An 18,939-nucleotide genomic window follows, 5' to 3' on the forward strand; every position below is an offset into this window, starting at 1 on the left:
GAAGCCCCACTTCGATCGCCATAAAAAAGGCCCGGTGTGTTTCCACACCGGGCTAAGGTTGTCCGCAGGAGGAACGTCGTGGGTGCGGGCTCGACTGGCCCGCTACCGATCAGTTGTAAGCGCGCTCGCCGTGCTCGCCGATGTCGAGACCCTCGTGCTCGACTTCCGGCGAGACCCGCAGACCGGTGACGGCCTTGGCGACGTAGATCGCGATCGTGGTGCCGATCGTGGCCCAGATGATCGTGACGATCACCGCCTGGAGCTGCACGAAGAGCTTGGCGCCCATCGCATAGTCCGCAGCACCAGGGCCGCCGAGCGACGGGGCGTAGACGACCGCGGTACCGATCGCGCCGATCATGCCGCCGATGCCGTGGATCCCGAAGGCATCGAGCGAGTCGTCGTAGCCGAGCATCGGCTTGAGCTTCGACACCGCCATGAAGCAGACGAGCGAGGCGATCGCGCCGAGGACGATCGCGCCGAACGGGCCGGAGTTGCCTGCGGCCGGCGTGACGGCGACGAGGCCGGCGACGATGCCCGAGCAGAAGCCCAAAGCCGAACCCTTGTGACCCGAGAGCTTCTCGGCAAGCATCCAGAACAGGGCGGCAGAGGCCGTGGCGACGAAGGTGTTCAGCATCGCAAGCGCGGCCGAACCGTTCGCCTCGAGCGCCGAGCCGGCGTTGAAGCCGAACCAGCCGACCCAGAGCAGCCCGGTGCCGATGCCGGTCATGACCAGCGAGTGCGGTGCCATCGGCTCCTTCGGATAGCCGATACGCTTGCCGAGGATCAGGGCCGCGACCAGCGCCGAGACGCCGGCGTTGATGTGGACCACGGTGCCGCCGGCGAAATCGAGTGCGCCCGCCTTGAAGAAATACCCGCTCGATGCCCACACCATGTGCGCGATCGGGAAGTAGACGATCGTTAGCCAGACCAGGCCGAACACCATCACCGCCGAGAACTTCATGCGCTCGACGACCGACCCCAGGACCAGCGCGATGGTGATCGCGGCGAAGGTCATCTGGAAGCAGATGAAGACATATTCGGGAATCTCGACGCCCGCGGTGAAGGTCGCTGCCTGCGAGGCGGGCGTGACGCCCTTCAGGAACGCCTTGTCGAAGCTGCCGATGAAGTTGCTGAGCAGCGGGTTGGTCACGTCGGGACCGAACGCCAGCGTGTAGCCCCACATCACCCAGATCAGCATCGCGAGCGCCGCGACGGCACCGATCTGAGTCATGGTCGACAGCATGTTCTTCGACCGCGTGAGGCCGCCGTAGAACAGCGCGAGGCCTGGGAGGATCATCATCAGGACGAGGATCGTCGAGGTCATCATCCAGGCGGTGTCGCCCTTGTTCACGGTCGCGACGACAGGCGCGACCACCGGTGCGGCTGCGGCCTGTGCCCAGGCGGGTGCGGCGGCGATCATCGTCGCGCCGAACCCTAGAGCCGCGACGGCGGCCTTCTTCAAATCATGCTTCATCTCGTCCCCCCTCAGAGCGCTGAATCGTCGGTTTCACCGGTGCGGATGCGTACCGCCTGGCCGACGTCGAGCACGAAGATCTTGCCGTCGCCGATGGCGCCGGTGTTCGCCGATGCCTGGATCGCCTCGACCACGCGATCGGACAGGCTGGCGGCGCAGACCACCTCGATCTTGATCTTCGGCACCATGTTGGTGCTGTATTCGGCCCCTCGATAGATCTCGGTCTGGCCCTTCTGACGGCCGAACCCCTTGACCTCGGTGACCGTCATGCCCGCCACGCCGATCGTGGTGAGCGCTTCGCGCACCTCGTCGAGCTTGAACGGCTTGATGATGGCAATGACGAGTTTCATCGCGCCCCTTCCCCTTGTTACCGGGGGCGCCTCGCAATGTGCGTGCCAATTGGGGTGTGGAGGGGTGGGTGTGCTTGCGGGGCGAGCAGCGGGGGTTTTGGGGTTAAAACTTGTGCAGTGCGGTGGAGGTGCCTGTTTTATGGGCAGTCTTGCCGCGGCGGCTGTTCTCCCGCGAAGGCGGGAGCCCAGGGTTACAAGCGATAGCGTTTGTGGTCCTGGGCCCCCGCTTTCGCGGGGGAACGGTTAGCGCAAGCGATCCGAGCATGTCGAACTCAGTGGCGGAAGTGGCGCATGCCGGTGAAGACCATTGCGAGGCCGGCTTCGTCCGCTGCGGCGATGACGTCGGCGTCGCGGATCGAGCCGCCGGGCTGGATCACTGCCGTCGCGCCGGCCTCGACCGCGGCCAGCAGGCCGTCGGCGAACGGGAAGAACGCATCCGACGCGACCGCCGAACCGATCGTGCGCGGGGTGGACCAGCCGGCCTTCTCGGCTGCGTCCTTCGCCTTCCACGCGGCGATGCGCGCGGATTCGAGGCGGTTCATCTGGCCCGCACCGATGCCTGCGGTGCTGCCGTCCTTAGCGTAGACGATTGCGTTGGACTTGGTGTGTTTGGCGACGGTCCAGGCGAAGCGGCAGTCGATCAGCTCCTGCTCGGTCGGCTGGCGCTTGGTGACGACCTTCAACTCACCCGGCGTGCCGTTGTCGCGACCCTGGACGAGCCAGCCGCCGGCGATCGACTTCGCCGTCAAGCCGAGGCGGGCGGGATCGGGGAGGTCGCCGGTGAGCAGCAGGCGGAGGTTCTTCTTGGCGGCGAACAACGCGATCGCTTCCTCGTCGGCATCGGGGGCGACGACGACTTCGGTGAAGATGCCGGTTATCTGGCGCGCGGTTTCGGCGTCGAGCGTGCGGTTGACGGCGATGATGCCGCCGAATGCCGAGACCGTGTCGCAGGCGAATGCCGCGGCATAGGCTTCGGCGAGGGTGGCGCCGGTGGCGACGCCGCAGGGGTTGGCGTGCTTGACGATCACGACGGAGGGCGCGGCGTCGCGGAATTCGGCAATCAGCTCGAGCGCGGCGTCGGCGTCGTTCAGGTTGTTGTAGCTGAGCGCCTTGCCCTGGAGCTGGCGGGCCTGGCCGATGCCGCGGACGGTGCCGGTTGCAGTGTAAAACGCGGCGGACTGGTGCGGGTTCTCGCCGTAGCGAAGCGTGTCGCCGCGCTTGAGCGTGATCGGCAGGGTGGCGGGGAATTCCTCGGCCTGGTCTACCGTGCCGAACCAGGTCGCGATCGCCGAGTCATAGGCTGCGGTGGTGGCGAAGGCCTTGGCGGCGAGCTTTTTGCGGTCGTCGAGCGTGGTGGTGCCGCCGGAGACCAGCGCATAGTCGGCGGGGTCGGTGACGATCGCGACATAGGCGTGGTTCTTGGCCGCCGAGCGCACCATGCTGGGGCCGCCGATGTCGATGTTCTCGATCACCGTGTCGCGGTCGGCGCCCTTCGCGACGGTGGCCTCGAACGGGTAGAGGTTGACGATCACGAGGTCGATCGCGCCGATCTGGTGCTCGGCCATCGAGGCGGCGTGGCCGGCGTCGTCGCGGACCGCGAGCAGGCCGCCATGGACCATCGGGTGGAGCGTCTTGACGCGGCCGTCCATCATTTCGGGGAAGCCGGTGAGTTCGCTGACGTCGCGGACTTCCAGGCCTGCTGCGCGGAGGGCGGTGGCGGTGCCGCCGGTGGAGACGAGCTCTACGCCGTTTGCGGCCAGCGCCTTGCCGAGATCGACGATCCCGGTCTTGTCGGAAACGGACAGGAGCGCGCGCTTGATCGGGATGCTGGTCATGGGAGTCTTTCGTGTTCCGGGGAGGCCACCGTGCGGCGGTGCCTTAGCGTCGGTTGGGGTTTGGGAACAGGGGGCGAGGAACGGGGGGACGCTGCTCCCCTCCCTGAAAGGGAGGGGTTGGGGGTGGGTCGGGTTCCGCATATTCGAACCGTTGGGGCTTGAGCAGGCCTACCCACCCCCGGCCCCTCCCTTCTAGGGAGGGGGAAGATTTCAGGCCTTCTTCAGCGCCCAGCTCACGCTCGCGCCGCCGGCCGCGGCTTCGCCGGTGATCATCAGTTGCTCCGTCGCGACCGGGCGGCCGTCCGCGTCGATCCACACGCTGTCCTCGACCACCAGCGCGCCGCCGCGGCAGCGGAATTGCCACAAGGCGCCGCCGGGGAGGCGGAGGATCGCGCCGAGGCCGTCCGCGGTGGGGGAGACCTGGACGCCCTCCCCTAGGTGGAAGCGGATCGCGAATAGCGACAGGCCAGTGCGGCGCTTGCGACCCTGCGGCAACAGCGCGTCCTCGCCGCGGAGTTCGCGGCCGTCGCCGGTGAGCATCAGCTGACGGCGGTGGAGGAAGCCCCAGCGGCGGACATAGCCGTCGTGGCTCGCTTCGATCCGGCTGGCGGCCTCCGATTCCTGGCGGCTGAGCTCGACCTCCCCGACGCCGCGACCAAGCGTCCCGTCGGCAAGGATCGCAGTCGAGTTGCTGTCCGCGATCGTCAGCGTGGAGTGTGCCGCCGTCGAGCGCAGGCCCTCGACCATCGCGGGCGGGAGCTGCGCGATGCCCGCCCGCGCGCCGCCGCAATTGACGACGATGCGTGCGGGGCCGTCGGAGAATTCGAACGCTAGCGTCGAGGCGCAGCCGCCTTCGACGAAGCGCGCGATCGGCGGCGGGGCGGCGTCGACAATGAGCACCGCGGTACCGGCGGCGAGGCGCTGATAGCCCCAGTCGCGCGCCTGGCGGAGCGGGCGCGTGCGGACACCGCTGGCTTCGATGACGGCTGCGACCTGCGTTTCGCTGGCGGGGCCACCACCCTGCCAGCTCGACAGGCCGCGATCGGCGTGCGCGACGCCGAGCAGCGCCGCGACCATCCGGGTCAGCGTAACCGCCACCGTCTCGGGCAGTTCGGTGCCACGCGCGGCGTAGCTTTCCTGAAGCAGCGTCAGCAACTGGATCGAATCGAGCAGCATCGCCGGGCTGCGCGAGACCGAGCCGCCATCGTCGAACAGGCCGGTGCCGAGCGCGCGGAGCAGGCCGGCCTCGCCGAACGCCTGGCGGGGCTCCCCGCCGGGGATGAGGAGCCCGGCCGCGACGACTCCGCACCATGCGGCGATGCGGGGCGCGCCGGCGGGGGCCTTGTCGCCATTGCGATCGAGGTGAAGTGCGCCCTTTGCGAGCGCGTTGAGCACTTTCGAGCGGTAGATCTGGTCGGTGGACGACAGGATCAGCGGCGCGTGCGCGGTCCACGCGAGGATGCGACGGCCCCACATGTCGGGGCGCCAGGCGATCCCGCCCTGAGTGTCGGCGTGCGCGGTCAGCCAGAGGCCCATGAGATATTCGGCGATCGGGGCGCCGCGCGCGCGGGTCGCGACGGTCGAGAGATCGCGAAGCCACGCGAAACTGTGCAGATATTCGGCGAAGGGTTTGGGAAGCGGCTTGGCAAGATCGAGCGTCTCGATATCGCGCGCTTCGCCGCGGAACGAGAGGACGCCTTCCAGCAGCATCGTGCCGCGGGGAATGTCGCCGAGGATGGGGTCGTCGGGGACCGCGATCAGCTTCAGCGGGTAGCGCCCCTTGAGGCGCAGCGTGTGGAGCGGGGTGCGCCATGTCAGGCGGTGGAAGCGCTCGGCCAGCCGATCGGCGAGCGACAGACCCTTGTCGCCGCCGAGACGGATCAGGCGGCGGCCTTCGTCGATCCCGTCGGGGGCGGGATCGGTCACGGGGTCGTGCGGTTCGTTCACCCCCGCAACGCGGCGATGTTGGCGGCGTAGTGATCGGGGCCGCCGCGGAAGACCGAGGTGCCCGCGACCAGCGCGTCGGCGCCGGCCTCGATGCAGCGCTTGGCCCACTCCGCGTCGACGCCGCCATCGACTTCGAGATCGATCGCGCGGCCGCTCTTTTCGATCATATTGCGGATCGCGCTGATCTTCTTGAGCTGGCTCGGGATGAAGCTCTGGCCGCCAAAGCCCGGGTTGACGCTCATCACCAGCACGAGGTCGACCATGTCCATGAGGTAGTCGAGCATCTTCGCCGGTGTGCCGGGGCAGATCACGACGCCGGCGCGCTTGCCGAGGCCCTTGATGTGCTGGAGCGAGCGATGGATGTGCGGCCCGGCCTCGTAATGCACGGTGATGCAGTCGGCACCGGCCTCCGCGAACGCGTCGAGATAGGCGTCGACGGGCGAGATCATCAGGTGGACGTCGAACGGCTTGGTCGTGACGCCGCGGACCGACTTCATGACCGCGGGGCCGAACGAGATGTTGGGGACGAAATGGCCGTCCATCACGTCGATGTGGATCCAGTCGGCGCCGGCTGCGTCGATGGCGCGGACTTCCTCGCCAAGCTTGGCGAAATCGGCGGAGAGGATCGAGGGGGCGATGCGGACGGGTTGCATGATTTTGTCCTAGCGCGGGATTGTCGGGGGCGGAACTCCCCGTTTGTTACTGTACGCGCTTCTTGTTTTCCTGCGCAGGCAGGAATCCAGAGTTACGGGCGGATCGCTGAGTAATCCTGGGCCCCCGCTTTCGCGGGGGAACAAGTAACTGCTCTTGCTTAGCTGCGCTTGAGGCGGGCGATGAAGAAGCCGTCGCAGCCGCCTTGGTCTGCCAGCATGCCTGGGAGGGTGCGGATGGTGCCGGTTTCCGTGGGGGTGATGCCGGCGGGGAGTTCGGACTGGTCTACCGGGGCGATCGTGTAGTCGCTGCGGGCGGACAGGAACGCGTCGAGCTGCGCTTCGCCTTCAGACGGCTCGAGCGAACAGGTGGCGTACACCAACGTGCCGCCGGGCTTTACCCAGTCCGCCGCCCTCGCGAAGATCCGCGCCTGCAACGCCGCGGTCTCGGCGATGATCGAGGGGCGGACGCGGTGGAGGACGTCGGGGTGGCGACGGAAGATGCCCGTGGCGCTGCACGGCGCGTCGATCAGGATCGCGTCGGCGGGCTCGGTCGGCGCCCATTCGAGGATGTCGGCGTTGACGACCTCGGCCTTCAGGTGCGTGCGGTAGAGGTTTTCGCGCAGGCGCTTGATCCGGCTTTGCGAATTGTCGACCGAGGTGACGGTCCAGCCGGCGCTCGCGAGTTGCAGCGTCTTGCCGCCGGGCGCCGCACAGAGATCGAGGACATGGCCCTCCCCTTTCCCAAGCAGACGCGCGGGGAGCGAGGCGGCGATGTCCTGCACCCACCAGGCGCCGTCGCCGAACCCGGCCATGTCGGGGACCGAGTCGTGGTCACCCAAACGCAGGTGACCGGGCATGAAGCTCTCGCCGCCGAGCTTCTCGCGCCAGCCTTCTGTTTCGGACGGGTCGGCGATCGTCAGGTCGAGCGGCGGCACCTGCGCGATCGCGCGGCCGGCGGCGTCGACCATCTCCTCACCCCACGCGGCTTCCCAGCGGAGTTCGACGGGGGCCGGCAGCGTCGGCACCTCGGGGAGCAGCATGTTGGCGCGGAACAGCGTGCCGAACACGCCGTGGACGAGTTTGCGCGGGCCGCCGTCGACCAGCGGCAACACGGTCGAGATCGCGGCGTGCGAAGGCGTGCCGAGGATCAGCACCTGGACCAGCGCGATCCGCAGCGCCATCCGCGCCTTCGCATCGTCGGGCAGATTGGTCTTGGTGACCGAGTCGATCATCGCGTCGAGATCGGGCAGGCGACGGAGCGTCTCTGCGGCGATGGCGTGCGCGAGGCCGCGGTCTGGGCCGTGGATGGCGCGGGTCGCTGCCGGCAAGGCGGATTCGAGCGACTCGCCGCGACGCAGTACGGCGTCGAGCAGGCGGAGCGCGGCGCGGCGCGCGGGAACGCCGAGCGGCTCGGGGGCGTGCGTGTAGTCGGGCATATGAAGGTCCTTCGCGTTCGGTTTGCCGCGCGGCGGCTGTGGCAAAGCGGCGCGACAGGGCCCATGTGGCGGTTACGACGCCAACACGCAATCCGGAGAGCCGCGATGGGCCAGCGCCCCGATCACGTTAAGCCACCTGAATATCTGGCGAAGAATACGCCGGTGCCGCAACCCGAGGCGATCGTGCCGGACAAGGATCCCGAGCCGCGCGACCCGACCCGCTATGGCGATTGGGAGCTGAAGGGCATGGCGATCGATTTCTGAGAACCGATCGCCGGAGGCCGGTCGCCTTGGGACCGTCAGTCCCTGAGGTCGGCCTTCGGGAAGAAATGCTCGACGACGCTGTTCGCCAATCGCGACGGGCGGAGCGTCTCGGCATCGAGGCAGCACCAGCTCGACTTCACCTCGGCCAGCACATCCTCGCCGCGCTTGATGATCGTCTCGTAGAACGCGCGCGCGCCCTGGACCTTCTCGAGCAGGACCGTCGCAATGACGTCGTCGTCGAGGAACGCGGGTTTGCGGTACGTGATCTCGTGCTTCAGCGCGACCCAGAGGTGCCCGGCCACCGCCTCGGCGGGCGCGAGGCGCTGCCAATGGTCGATCACTGCGGCCTGTACCCACTTCAGATAGTTCGCGTTGTTGACGTGACCCATGAAGTCGATGTCGGCCGGCTCGATGCCGATGGCGTAGGTATGGGGGAGCGCTGTGGACACGCGCTGCATATAGCATGCGAACCTGAACATAGCGATGACGGGGCGGCTTCGATACCGACAATAAACGCTATTCCTGGCGTGACGCCGGGGCCCTAGCATCCGACCTGCGCCCGCCTCTTGTGTTGCCCAAATACAACACCATCTTTCGGCCAACACCGAAACACTCCCACAGGAATTCGTCATGAACATCGACAAATTCACCGACCGCGCGAAGGGCTTCCTGCAATCCGCGCAGACCGTCGCGATCCGCATGAACCACCAGCGGATCGCCCCCGAACATCTGTTGAAGGCGCTGCTGGAGGACGAGCAGGGTATGGCGGCCGGACTAATTGCAGCCGCTGGTGGCGACGCCAAGCGTGCGACGTCCGAGACCGATCTCGCGCTGGCGAAAATCCCGGTCGTGTCGGGCTCGGGCGCGCAGACCACGCCGGGGATCGACAACGATGCGGTGCGCGTGCTCGACCAGGCCGAGCAGATCGCGAGCAAGGCGGGCGACAGCTTCGTCACCGTCGAGCGGCTGCTGGTCGCGCTCGCGCTGTCGCTCAACACCGCGGCGGGCAAGGCTTTGAAGGCCGGCGGCGTGACACCCGAGGGGCTGAACACCGCGATCAACGGTCTGCGTCAGGGCCGCAGCGCCGACACCGCGGGCGCCGAGGATCGTTACGATGCGCTCAAGAAGTTCGCGCGCGATCTCACCCAGGCTGCGCGCGACGGCAAGCTCGATCCCGTCATCGGCCGCGACGAGGAGATCCGTCGCACCATCCAGATCCTCGCGCGCCGGACCAAGAACAACCCCGCGCTGATTGGCGAACCCGGTGTCGGCAAGACCGCGATCGCCGAAGGGCTAGCCCTTCGCATCGCCAATGGCGACGTGCCCGATACGCTGAAGGACCGGCGGCTGATGTCGCTCGATCTCGGCTCGCTGATCGCGGGTGCCAAATATCGCGGCGAGTTCGAGGAGCGACTGAAGGGCGTGCTCGACGAGGTGAAAGCCGCGGAGGGCGACATCATCCTGTTCATCGACGAGATGCACCAACTGATCGGCGCGGGCAAATCCGAGGGCGCGATGGATGCGGGCAATCTGCTCAAGCCGGCGCTGGCGCGAGGCGAATTGCACTGCGTCGGCGCGACCACGCTCGATGAGTACCGCAAATATGTCGAGAAGGACCCGGCATTGCAGCGGCGGTTCCAGCCGGTGATGGTCGGTGAACCGACCGTCGAGGACACCATCTCGATCCTGCGCGGGCTGAAGGAGAAGTACGAGCTGCATCACGGCGTGCGGATCACCGACGGCGCGATCGTCGCCGCCTCGACGCTGTCGAACCGCTACATCACCGATCGCTTCCTGCCCGACAAGGCGATCGACTTGATGGACGAGGCCGCCTCGCGGATTCGCATGGAGGTGGAATCGAAGCCCGAGGCGATCGAGAATCTCGACCGGCGGATCATCCAGCTCAAGATCGAACGCGAGGCGTTGAAGCGCGAGACCGACGACGCGTCGGTCGACCGGCTCGACACGCTGGAGGGCGACCTCGTCAACCTCGAGGAGCAATCCGCCGAGCTGACGACGCGCTGGAAGGGCGAGAAGGACAAGATCAACGCCGAGGCGCGGGTCAAGGAACAGCTCGATGCTGCGCGGCTCGAACTGGAGCAGGCGCAGCGCTCGGGCGATCTCGCCAAGGCGGGCGAGCTTTCCTACGGGACGATTCCGGGGTTGCAGCGCCAGCTCGACGAGGCCGCGGGGGCGACCAAGGGCGCGATGCTGCGCGAGGAAGTGACCGCCGACGACATCGCCGGCGTCGTCAGCCGCTGGACCGGCATCCCGGTCGAGCGGATGCTGCAGGGCGAGCGCGACAAGTTGCTGGCCATGGAAGCGACGATCGGCAAGCGCGTGATCGGTCAGGCGCACGCGGTGAAGGCGGTTTCGACCGCGGTGCGCCGTGCCCGCGCGGGGCTGCAGGATCCGAACCGGCCGCTGGGCTCGTTCCTGTTCCTCGGGCCTACCGGCGTGGGCAAGACCGAGCTGACCAAGGCGCTGGCGGAGTTCCTGTTCGACGATCCCTCCGCGATGGTCCGCATCGACATGAGCGAGTTCATGGAGAAGCACGCGGTCGCGCGGCTGATCGGTGCGCCTCCGGGCTATGTCGGCTATGAGGAAGGCGGCGTGCTGACCGAGGCGGTGCGCAGGCGGCCGTACCAGGTGATCCTGTTCGACGAGGTCGAGAAGGCGCACGGCGACGTGTTCAACGTGCTGTTGCAGGTGCTCGACGACGGGCGGCTCACCGATGGCCAGGGGCGCACGGTGGATTTCAGCAACACGCTGATCATCCTGACGTCGAACCTCGGCAGCCAGTATCTGGCGAACATGGCGGAGGGCGACGACGTGTCGTCGGTCGAGCCGCAGGTGATGGAAATCGTCCGGTCGCATTTCCGGCCGGAATTCCTCAACCGGCTCGACGAGGTGATCCTGTTCCACCGTCTGGGGCAGGCGCACATGGCGCCGATCGTGGATATCCAGGTGTCGCGCGTCGACAAGCTGCTCGCCGACCGCAAGATCGTCCTCGACCTGACGGATGCCGCACGCGCGTGGCTGGGTCGCGTCGGCTATGATCCGGTGTACGGCGCGCGGCCGCTGAAGCGCGCGGTCCAGCGCTATCTGCAGGACCCGCTCGCCGACATGATCCTGCGCGGCGAGGTGAAGGACGGTTCGACCGTCAAGGTCGACGAAGGCGACGGGAAGCTGGTGCTCCAGGTCGCCTGAACGTCATCTCCGAACAAAAAAGGGGCGGCGGATCGATGATCTGCCGCCCCTTTTTCTTGGTCCCGTAGGATCGATTACATGTCGATGGTCAGACCAACGAACAGGTAGCGACCGATTGCTTCGTAGATGCCTGGGTAAGTGTTGCCGTTGCCGAACGAACCGATCGGCGAAGCCGTCGCGCTGAGGATCGGCGGCGTCTTGTCGAGGATGTTGTTGACACCCATGCGGTAGGTGAACTTGTCCGCGACCCGCACCGTTGCGGCGAGATCGAAGTAGTTCTGCGCCTTCACGCGGGCATCATTGACGAAGAACGGCGCCGCAAGATCGGCATCGCTGCTGGTACGCTCGAACTTGGTGGCCGACAGATAGCGCCAGTTACCCGACAGACCGATGCCGTTCGGCGTGGTCAGCGAGATACGAGCCTGGTGACGCCACTTGGACATCGGGTAGCCGCACTGCGCGCCGTACAGGCCCGCGCAGTCGAACTTCGCGCCGGCCTTGTCCGACGTGAACTTGTCGACGTACGTGCCGTTGAACGAAAGCCCGATCGTGCCGATGCTGTCCGAACGGTAGGTATACCCGGCCGACGTCTCGATGCCCTGGGTCAAGAGTGACCCAGCGTTGACGTTGGTATCGATGATGTAACCGCTCGTACCCTGGAACAGCGTACCGTTGGTACCGCGCTTGATCAGGCTGCAGAGCGCCTGATCACCGGTCGCAAGGCACTGTGCGATGGTCGTATCCGCGCCGATGACACCAATCCGATCCTTCAGCTTGATCCGGAAACCATCGACCGACAGGTTGAAGCCCGGCAGGAACGAAGGACGCAGGATCACGCCAGCGGTGAACGTGTCGGCCTTTTCGGGCTTCAGGTTCGGGTTGCCGCCCAGCAGGCCGTTATACTGCTCGGACTCGTTTGGCTGAACCAGACCGAACTGGTTTGCCGCGACACCGGTGAGCGCACATTGTGCAGCCGTATTGCCATTGACGAGACCATTGACGCGCGGACCAGCGCAAGGATCGGTTGCACCGTCGATCTGTACCGACTGGGTTGCGAACAGTTCCTGCGTATTCGGAGCACGGACCGCACGGTTATAGCCGCCACGGAAGCGGATATCGGAGATCGGCGCCCAGACGATCTCGCCCTTGTACGAGCTCGCCGAACCCGCCGTGCTGTAGCTCGAATAGCGGTAGCCGCCATTGACCGTCAGTTCGTTGAAGAACGGGCGATCGCTGACGAGCGGAACCTGAAGTTCGCCGAACACTTCCTTCACGTCGTAGCTGCCACGGATCGGCAACGTCGCGCCGCCCTGGCCGGCGAGATCGCCGCTCAGGAAGGCATTGTCGACTTCGAGAACGAGCGACTCCTTGCGATATTCGCCACCAACGTTCAGCGCGATGCCTTCGCTGGCGAACGGCGACTGGACGCCATATTCACCGCCCTTGAAGGTCATCGACGCGTTGACGACCTTTTCCTTGTTCTCGCCCGACTGGAAGCCTGGGGTCTGGACATAACCCAGTGCCGCCGGGGTGATGCCCGCGGAACCGAAGATGTTGAGCGGGACGCAGTTCGGATCGGTGCCGTCGACGACCGAGCGGCACACCGCCTGGCCAAGCGTGGCCGAACCCGGACGCGTGTCGGTGATCGCGTCGAGGGCGCGGGTCGTGCGCGAAACCGAGAACTCGTTGCGATACACCTGGTTGAACACGGTGCTGCCGAACTGGCCGTACGCTTCGTACGAGATGCCCTTGTCGATGTCGCCGCGTGCACCCGCAACGAAGCGATACTGGGTGTGACGGAGATCGGCCTGACGACCGCCACCCTCAACGTTGCGACGACCGATCTGGACGCTTGCCTGCTGATACTGAGTACCATCGGGGTTCGTCAGGTTGATGACGTTGCCGTTCGCATCCCGAACCAGATTGGTGTCGCGGAAGAAGGTCGCCCGCTGAGCCGCCGACAGGAACGGATTGTTGCTGTTCAGAACCGTGGTGTTGCTGAAATTACCCGATGGCGCGATCTGGGCGGTCGAGCGATCGTCCATGAACATGAATTCGGCGTAAGGCTTGAACGCCTTGCTGACTTCATAATTGGCGAGGAAGCCAGCCGTGTAGCGCTTGTCGGGACGCTGGTAGTAGTTCAGCGGGTTGGCATTGTAGAGCGTGCGCCCCGCCACGAGCTGACCTGCGGAGTTCAGCGTATAACCGGTCGGAGGACCGCCCTCTCTCGCATCGCCCAGCGTGAAGTTGGCCGGAAACGCGGTTGGCGATCCACCGCAGACATAGTCGTTACCGCCGGCGCCCGGGGTGTTCAGGCCGCACGAGCTGTAATCGCGCGAACCCTGCAGGATCGCGCCGATCTTGCGGTAGCCGCCGTAGCCGACAACATGGCCGCGACCGTCGCTGGTGCCGGCACCGACCTTGAAGTTGATGTCGAACTGCGTGCCGTCGAACGCTTGACCGCTCGGGGCGGGGTTGCCGCTCGCCGCCGACAGTGCCTGGAAGCGCTCACTGCGGTTGTTGTGGTTGTAGATACCGCCCGAGGTATCGACGCTGAAACCTTCGTAATCGGTGTCGAGCACGAAGTTGACGACGCCGCCGATGGCGTCCGAACCATAGACCGAACCCGCGCCGCCGGTAAGTACGTCGACGCGCTTCAACAGTGAGGCCGGGATCATGTTGACGTCGGCAGCGGCGCTGGCCGTGCTGCTCGACGATGGGTTGCCCGGCATCAGGCGGCGGCCGTTGACCAGCACCAGCGTGCGCGATTCACCGAGGTTGCGAAGGTTGATCGTCGCGGTACCGGTCGAACCGTTCGACACCGACGAGGTCTGCGTTGCGAACGACGACGGCAGGCTGTTGAGCACGTCCTCGATACGCGTCGCGCCGCGCAGCTTGATATCTGCAGCATTGACGACCGTTATCGGGCTCGCCGACGTCAAGTTCGGGTTCGAGATGCGCGAACCGGTGACGACGATATCGCCGCCGCCCGCGGTGCCGGCGGCTGCGGGATCCTGGCTAGGCGTGTTGGAGATCGCCGGCGTGGTCGATGCTGCACCGTCGTCACTCGTCGTGCCCTGCGGCGCGGATGCTGGGGTGGTCTGCGCGTAGACCGGCAATGCAATCACGGCACCCGCGATCATCGTCGACGCGAGCAGGCAGTCTCGAAACATATGGTTTCGCATGGTGGTCTATCCCTTTAATATCGGCGAACGTTTCCGGCCGATACGATCTATTGTGCGGTCGCCCGACCGCAGCTGGCTGCGATTTCGCAAGTCAGAGCTGCCTTGTCCAAAAGAAAAGTACAGGATCGCTGCCACTCGTCGCATTACGACAGTCATGTTACCCAATGGCCACAATTTCGGGACGATGTCGTAACGGAATGCTGCATGTGATGGACTTGCCGCTCTGGCCGGCGCTGCCTATTCCGACGCTTCTCGCTAACGATGTAGGACGCCCATGCGGATCACGATTCTGGCAATTTCGAGCTTGATGATCATGGCGCTGCATCCGGCGGCCGCGGCGTCCAAGCCGCGCAAGGCGGAGCGGTCCCCGCTGCTGGCTGCCGTTACGCAATGCCGCACCGTGACCGAGCCACTGGCGCGGCTGGCCTGCTTCGATCACTCGGTGGCGGCGCTGGATACCGCGGAAGCCGATCAAGCGGTCGTCGTCATCGACCAGCAACAAGTTCGCGAAACGCGCCGAAATCTGTTTGGGATCACGCTGCCCGATACCGGCTTGTTCGGCAACGGCAACGACCTGCCGCAGATCGAGACGACTCTCGCCGGCGCGTCGGTAGACGGCGCCGGCCGATGGAGTTTCCAACTGGCCGATGGCGCGCGATGGATCCAGACGGACGATTACACGATCGCGCGGCGTCCACGGGCAAACGATAAAGTCGTCATCAAGCGGGGAGCCTTGGGGAGTTTCAGGCTAAGCGTCGGCGGCCAGCCGGGTGTGAAGGCGAAGCGCCTGAACTGAGCGCTCGTCACCTACGGTCGCATCACACCCGCCACCAGCATCGGGTCGAGCTTGGCGTCGTGCCATCGTAGCGCCCAGTGAAGGTGGGGGCCGGTGGCGCGGCCGGTCATGCCAACGGCGCCGATCGGTTGGCCTTGGCGGACGTGATCGCCGGGTTTCACGTCGATACGGGACAGGTGCAGGAAGGCGCTGTTGAGGCCCATGCCGTGGTCGAGCATCAGGAGATTGCCCTCTAGCGTGAAGGGGTGATCGGCGGTGAGGATCACGACGCCGTCGGCGGGGGCGGTTACGATCGTGCCGGTCGGGATGGCGACGTCCGTGCCTGAATGATAGCTGCCGGGTTCGCCTTTGTAGACGCGTTGCGATCCGAACAACCCGGAGATGCGACCTGTTGCTGGCCATGCGAAGGCCTGGCGCCAGCCTTGGGCGTCGGTAGTGCGGGCGCGGGCGGCGACGATCTGGGCTAGCTCGGGCGGGCGGAGCTTGGCGAAGACCGGGTCAGGCGCGGGGAATTTGGGAAGCGTGTCGAGGCGCTCGATCCGCCAGGCCCGCGGCGCAATCGTCAGCGGCTGGGTAATGGTGCGGCCGTCGGTGAGCGTGGCCGTCAGTGTCGCCTGCGGCCCCGCGTCGCGGTCGAAACCGGCGATGAAGCGGCCGTCGGGGGATAGCGCGATCGGCTTGCCGTTCAGCGTGAGCGTGCGTGCGCCGTCGGGGGCGGTGCCGAGGATCAGGCCACCCTGGCTGAGCGTGCCGGTCCAGCGGAAGGCGGACTGGGACACGGTATTCGAGGGCGGTGCTTGCTGGGCGGCGGCACCGGATGCAGCCAGCAGGACGAGCACCGCCGCGCGGATCATCGTGGGGCCATCGCTTCGCTGGCGGCGGCGGCGGTGGCGTAAGCTTCCTGGCGCGCTACGCTCCAATAGCGCAGGTCTTCGAGCGCGATGCGGTGGCCGGTGGCGGCGCAGGCGACGTGGTCGCCGGGGCTGAGCACGCGGAAACCGTTCGCCATATAGTGCAGGCGCGCGGCGCGGTCGGAGTTGGACATCAGCATGGCGGGTCTTCTCTACAGCAGGGTCGGCTGGCGCGGCGCCGCATCGGGCGCGGGCTTTGCCTTGGGGGCAGCATAGGTTTTGGCGGCGGGGCGCTCAAGACCGGTGTCCGTCACCGCATCCACCACGCCGTCGCGGAAGTGGAGTGTCAGCGTGCCTGCGTCGCGCGCGGACTTGGCGGAGGCGAGCGTCTCGCCGCCGGGCCGCGCGGTGACTCGCGCATAGCCGCGGTCGAGGATCGCGTCGGGGTTCAGCGACTGGACGAGCCGCCACGTTGCGTCGAGCTGCGCGCGTTTCGCCTCGAGTTTGCGTTCCAGCGTGGCGGGACGGAGTGCCGCCCCCGAACGATCGAGACTGCCGCGGGCGAGGGTCAGGCGACGCTCCAGCCCGCGATCCAGACGCTGGCCAAAGTCGTCCGCGCGCTGGCGCTGCGGCCCGAGCAACTGGTCGCGCTTCGGCAACAGGCGGGCGAGCGCATCGAGCCTCTCACGTCCACGCTCGACATGCCGCCGGGCGCAACGCTCGGTACGATTGCGGTGGCTGTCGATCGTCAACCGCAGGTCGGCGAGCACCGGCACCGCGATCTCGGCCGCAGCCGTTGGTGTCGGCGCGCGCAGATCGGCGGCGAAATCGCACAAGGTGGTGTCGGTCTCATGCCCGACCGCGGAGATGATCGGGATCGTGCAGGCGGCGACCGCGCGGACGACGACCTCTTCGTTGAACGACCAGAGATCCTCGACCGAGCCACCGCCGCGCGCGACGATCACGAGGTCGGGGCGCGGCACCGGGCCGCCGGGGACGATCGCGTCGAACCCGCGCACCGCAGCGGCGATCTCGGCGGCGGAACCCTCGCCCTGCACCTTCACCGGCCAGACGATGACGTGCGTCGGGCAGCGATCCTCGAGCCGGTGGAGTATGTCGCGGATCACGGCGCCGGTGCCCGAAGTGACGACGCCGATCACCTTCGGCATGAACGGCAGGCGCTTCTTCCGCGTGCCGTCGAACAGCCCCTCGCCGGCGAGCTTCGCCTTCAGTTTCTCGAGCAGCGCCATCAAGGCGCCCGCGCCCGCCAGCTCCATGCGCTCGATGACGATCTGGTATTTCGAGCGGCCGGGATAGGTGGTGAGCTTGCCGGTGGCGATCACCTCGATGCCGTCCTGGGGGACGAAGGCGAGGCTCGACGCATTGCCCTTCCAGATGACGCCGTCGATCACCGCCTGGTCGTCCTTGAGCGACATGTAGCAATGCCCGGAGGCGACGCGTTTCCAGCCCGAGATTTCGCCGCGCAGGCGGACATGCCCGAATTCGCCCTCGACCATCCGCTTCAGCTTGAAGGCGAGTTCGCCGACCGACATGGCGAGTGCGTTGTCGCCGGCGACCGGCTCGGCTACCAGCCGCCCCATGTCGCTGGACACATCATCGGAAAAGGGATCGGGCATGAACGTCCTGCTGCTGGGCTCGGGGGGTCGCGAACATGCGCTCGCGTGGAAGCTGGTGCAATCTCGCGGCCTCGATACGCTGTATGCCGCGCCGGGCAACCCCGGCATTGCGCGTGTTGCGACGCTCGTGCCGCTCGATGCGACGGATCACGCCGCCGTGGTCGCTTTCGTGCGCGAGCATGAGGTCGGGCTGGTCGTGATCGGACCCGAGGCGCCGCTGGTCGACGGGCTGGCCGATACGTTACGCGCCGCGGACATTCCGGTGTTCGGGCCGTCGAAGGCGGCGGCGCAGTTGGAGGGGTCGAAGGGCTTCACCAAGGATCTGTGCCTGCGGGCCGGCATCGCGACCGCGGGCTATGTCCGCGTGAAGAGCCGCGATGAGGCGGATATCGCACTCGCCCGCACCTTCTCGCTGCCGGTGGTCATCAAGGCCGACGGCCTGGCGGCGGGCAAGGGCGTGGTGATCGCGTTCAGCGCTGCCGAAGCCGATGCCGCGCTAGACGCGCTGTTCGCCGACGGGGAAGCCGAGGCAGTGATCGAGGAATTCCTCGAAGGCGAGGAGGCAAGCCTCTTCGTGCTGACCGACGGCGTGTCGCTGATGCCGTTCGGCTCCGCGCAGGATCACAAGCGCGTCGGCGAGGGCGATACCGGGCCGAACACCGGCGGGATGGGCGCGTACAGCCCTGCGCTCGTGCTGACGCCGGCGCTTGAGAAGCGCGCGATCGACGAGATCGTCGCGCCGACCGTCGCTACGATGGCGGCGGAAGGCATGCCGTTCTCGGGCGTGCTGTACGCAGGGCTGATGCTGACGCCGCAGGGGCCCAAGCTGATCGAATATAATGCGCGGTTCGGCGATCCCGAGACGCAGGTGCTGATGATGCGGTTCCAGGGCGACCTGCTCGCGACGATGCTGGCGACCGCGGAGGGGCGGCTCGGTGAGATGCCCGCGGCGCAGTTCAGCAACGAGACCGCGCTGACGGTGGTGATGGCGGCGGAGGGGTATCCGGGGACACCCAAGGCGGGTGGCGCGATCGTCGGACTGGACTCCGCACGGGCTGCTGGCGGCACTGTGTTCCACGCAGGCACGCGGCTTGAGGACGGTGGGTTGGTCGCGTCCGGCGGGCGCGTTCTTGCGGTGACGGCGACCGGCGACACCGTCGCGACGGCGCAAGCGAACGCGTATCGCGCGGTCGAGGCGATCGACTTCGCGGAGGGCTTCTACCGCCGCGATATCGGCTGGCGGGAAATCGCGCGCGGGTGATGCACGCCTGATCCTCCCCCGCCAGGGTGAGGTGGTTGGC

General features: G+C 66.8%; 15 protein-coding genes. 4 read left to right on the plus strand and 11 right to left on the minus strand.

The features are described 5' to 3' along the window. Positions 1 to 109: 109 nt before the first annotated feature. From C8J39_RS12245 to C8J39_RS12270, 6 genes are all read right to left on the minus strand, one after another. Positions 110 to 1,474, minus strand: coding sequence for an ammonium transporter (locus C8J39_RS12245; protein WP_120300730.1), 1,365 nt, complete (start codon positions 1,472 to 1,474; stop codon positions 110 to 112). Between the two features lie 11 nt (positions 1,475 to 1,485). After that, the gene (locus tag C8J39_RS12250; RefSeq protein ID WP_056053652.1) at positions 1,486 to 1,824 is read right to left on the minus strand and encodes a P-II family nitrogen regulator; all 339 of its coding nucleotides are present in this window, start codon (positions 1,822 to 1,824) and stop codon (positions 1,486 to 1,488) included. A 272-nt stretch (positions 1,825 to 2,096) separates the two neighbouring features. Beyond that, a complete protein-coding gene (gene purH, locus C8J39_RS12255) occupies positions 2,097 to 3,659 on the minus strand; it encodes a bifunctional phosphoribosylaminoimidazolecarboxamide formyltransferase/IMP cyclohydrolase (RefSeq protein WP_120300731.1) in 1,563 nt (520 codons plus the stop codon). 210 nt (positions 3,660 to 3,869) lie between these two features. Continuing rightward, the gene (locus C8J39_RS12260) at positions 3,870 to 5,585 is read right to left on the minus strand and encodes a heparinase II/III family protein (RefSeq protein ID WP_243650024.1); all 1,716 of its coding nucleotides are present in this window, start codon (positions 5,583 to 5,585) and stop codon (positions 3,870 to 3,872) included. A 17-nt stretch (positions 5,586 to 5,602) separates the two neighbouring features. Next, positions 5,603 to 6,259: a ribulose-phosphate 3-epimerase gene (gene rpe, locus C8J39_RS12265; RefSeq protein WP_120300732.1), complete on the minus strand. Its 657-nt coding sequence runs from the start codon at positions 6,257 to 6,259 to the stop codon at positions 5,603 to 5,605. 158 nt (positions 6,260 to 6,417) lie between these two features. Continuing rightward, on the minus strand, positions 6,418 to 7,695 hold the full coding sequence (locus tag C8J39_RS12270; protein ID WP_120300943.1) for an RsmB/NOP family class I SAM-dependent RNA methyltransferase: 1,278 nt from the start codon (positions 7,693 to 7,695) through the stop codon (positions 6,418 to 6,420). 105 nt (positions 7,696 to 7,800) lie between these two features. Between C8J39_RS12270 and C8J39_RS12275 the strand changes: the two genes are divergently transcribed. Next, entirely contained in the window at positions 7,801 to 7,959 is a 159-nt protein-coding gene (locus C8J39_RS12275) for a DUF1674 domain-containing protein (protein ID WP_120300733.1), read from the plus strand. Positions 7,960 to 7,994: 35 nt separating this feature from the next. Here the strand turns inward: C8J39_RS12275 and C8J39_RS12280 are convergent, their stop codons facing one another. Next, positions 7,995 to 8,408, minus strand: coding sequence for a thioesterase family protein (locus tag C8J39_RS12280; protein WP_120300944.1), 414 nt, complete (start codon positions 8,406 to 8,408; stop codon positions 7,995 to 7,997). A gap of 181 nt (positions 8,409 to 8,589) precedes the next feature. Between C8J39_RS12280 and clpB the strand changes: the two genes are divergently transcribed. Further along, entirely contained in the window at positions 8,590 to 11,169 is a 2,580-nt protein-coding gene (clpB, locus tag C8J39_RS12285) for an ATP-dependent chaperone ClpB (RefSeq protein WP_120300734.1), read from the plus strand. A 74-nt stretch (positions 11,170 to 11,243) separates the two neighbouring features. Here clpB and C8J39_RS12290 read toward each other — a convergent pair whose 3' ends face one another. Next, positions 11,244 to 14,354: a TonB-dependent receptor domain-containing protein gene (locus tag C8J39_RS12290; protein ID WP_120300735.1), complete on the minus strand. Its 3,111-nt coding sequence runs from the start codon at positions 14,352 to 14,354 to the stop codon at positions 11,244 to 11,246. A gap of 274 nt (positions 14,355 to 14,628) precedes the next feature. Here C8J39_RS12290 and C8J39_RS12295 point away from each other — a divergent pair, with 274 nt between their 5' ends. Beyond that, the gene (locus C8J39_RS12295; protein ID WP_120300736.1) at positions 14,629 to 15,150 is read left to right on the plus strand and encodes a hypothetical protein; all 522 of its coding nucleotides are present in this window, start codon (positions 14,629 to 14,631) and stop codon (positions 15,148 to 15,150) included. Positions 15,151 to 15,161: 11 nt separating this feature from the next. Here C8J39_RS12295 and C8J39_RS12300 read toward each other — a convergent pair whose 3' ends face one another. From C8J39_RS12300 to xseA, 3 genes are read right to left on the minus strand one after another with little or no spacing between them, the layout of a single operon-like run. After that, positions 15,162 to 16,004 carry a M23 family metallopeptidase gene (locus C8J39_RS12300; RefSeq protein ID WP_120300737.1) on the minus strand — a complete coding sequence of 281 codons (843 nt, stop codon included), beginning with the start codon at positions 16,002 to 16,004 and terminating at the stop codon, positions 15,162 to 15,164. Further along, positions 16,001 to 16,201 (minus strand): DUF2093 domain-containing protein, encoded by a 201-nt coding sequence (locus C8J39_RS12305; protein WP_055881745.1) that lies wholly within the window; start codon positions 16,199 to 16,201, stop codon positions 16,001 to 16,003. Before C8J39_RS12305 ends, C8J39_RS12300 begins: the two co-directional genes overlap by 4 nt. A gap of 12 nt (positions 16,202 to 16,213) precedes the next feature. Continuing rightward, positions 16,214 to 17,638 carry an exodeoxyribonuclease VII large subunit gene (gene xseA, locus C8J39_RS12310; RefSeq protein ID WP_120300738.1) on the minus strand — a complete coding sequence of 475 codons (1,425 nt, stop codon included), beginning with the start codon at positions 17,636 to 17,638 and terminating at the stop codon, positions 16,214 to 16,216. Here xseA and purD point away from each other — a divergent pair. Then, entirely contained in the window at positions 17,637 to 18,899 is a 1,263-nt protein-coding gene (purD, locus tag C8J39_RS12315; RefSeq protein WP_120300739.1) for a phosphoribosylamine--glycine ligase, read from the plus strand. The two genes, xseA and purD, sit on opposite strands and share 2 nt — an antisense overlap. The last annotated feature ends 40 nt before the right edge of the window (positions 18,900 to 18,939 follow it).

It is taken from the genome of Sphingomonas sp. PP-CC-1A-547 (assembly GCF_003610375.1).
GTDB lineage: Bacteria > Pseudomonadota > Alphaproteobacteria > Sphingomonadales > Sphingomonadaceae > Sphingomonas.

Coding starts and splice junctions, on each gene's coding strand:
- C8J39_RS12275 (WP_120300733.1), top strand. CDS start 7,801: ATGGGCCAGCGCCCCGATCACGTTAAGCCACCTGAATATCTGGCGAAG.
- rpe (WP_120300732.1), bottom strand. CDS start 6,259: ATGCAACCCGTCCGCATCGCCCCCTCGATCCTCTCCGCCGATTTCGCC.
- C8J39_RS12300 (WP_120300737.1), bottom strand. CDS start 16,004: ATGATCCGCGCGGCGGTGCTCGTCCTGCTGGCTGCATCCGGTGCCGCC.
- purH (WP_120300731.1), bottom strand. CDS start 3,659: ATGACCAGCATCCCGATCAAGCGCGCGCTCCTGTCCGTTTCCGACAAG.
- C8J39_RS12270 (WP_120300943.1), bottom strand. CDS start 7,695: ATGCCCGACTACACGCACGCCCCCGAGCCGCTCGGCGTTCCCGCGCGC.
- C8J39_RS12250 (WP_056053652.1), bottom strand. CDS start 1,824: ATGAAACTCGTCATTGCCATCATCAAGCCGTTCAAGCTCGACGAGGTG.
- C8J39_RS12295 (WP_120300736.1), top strand. CDS start 14,629: ATGCGGATCACGATTCTGGCAATTTCGAGCTTGATGATCATGGCGCTG.
- xseA (WP_120300738.1), bottom strand. CDS start 17,638: ATGCCCGATCCCTTTTCCGATGATGTGTCCAGCGACATGGGGCGGCTG.
- C8J39_RS12245 (WP_120300730.1), bottom strand. CDS start 1,474: ATGAAGCATGATTTGAAGAAGGCCGCCGTCGCGGCTCTAGGGTTCGGC.
- C8J39_RS12290 (WP_120300735.1), bottom strand. CDS start 14,354: ATGCGAAACCATATGTTTCGAGACTGCCTGCTCGCGTCGACGATGATC.
- purD (WP_120300739.1), top strand. CDS start 17,637: ATGAACGTCCTGCTGCTGGGCTCGGGGGGTCGCGAACATGCGCTCGCG.
- clpB (WP_120300734.1), top strand. CDS start 8,590: ATGAACATCGACAAATTCACCGACCGCGCGAAGGGCTTCCTGCAATCC.
- C8J39_RS12305 (WP_055881745.1), bottom strand. CDS start 16,201: ATGCTGATGTCCAACTCCGACCGCGCCGCGCGCCTGCACTATATGGCG.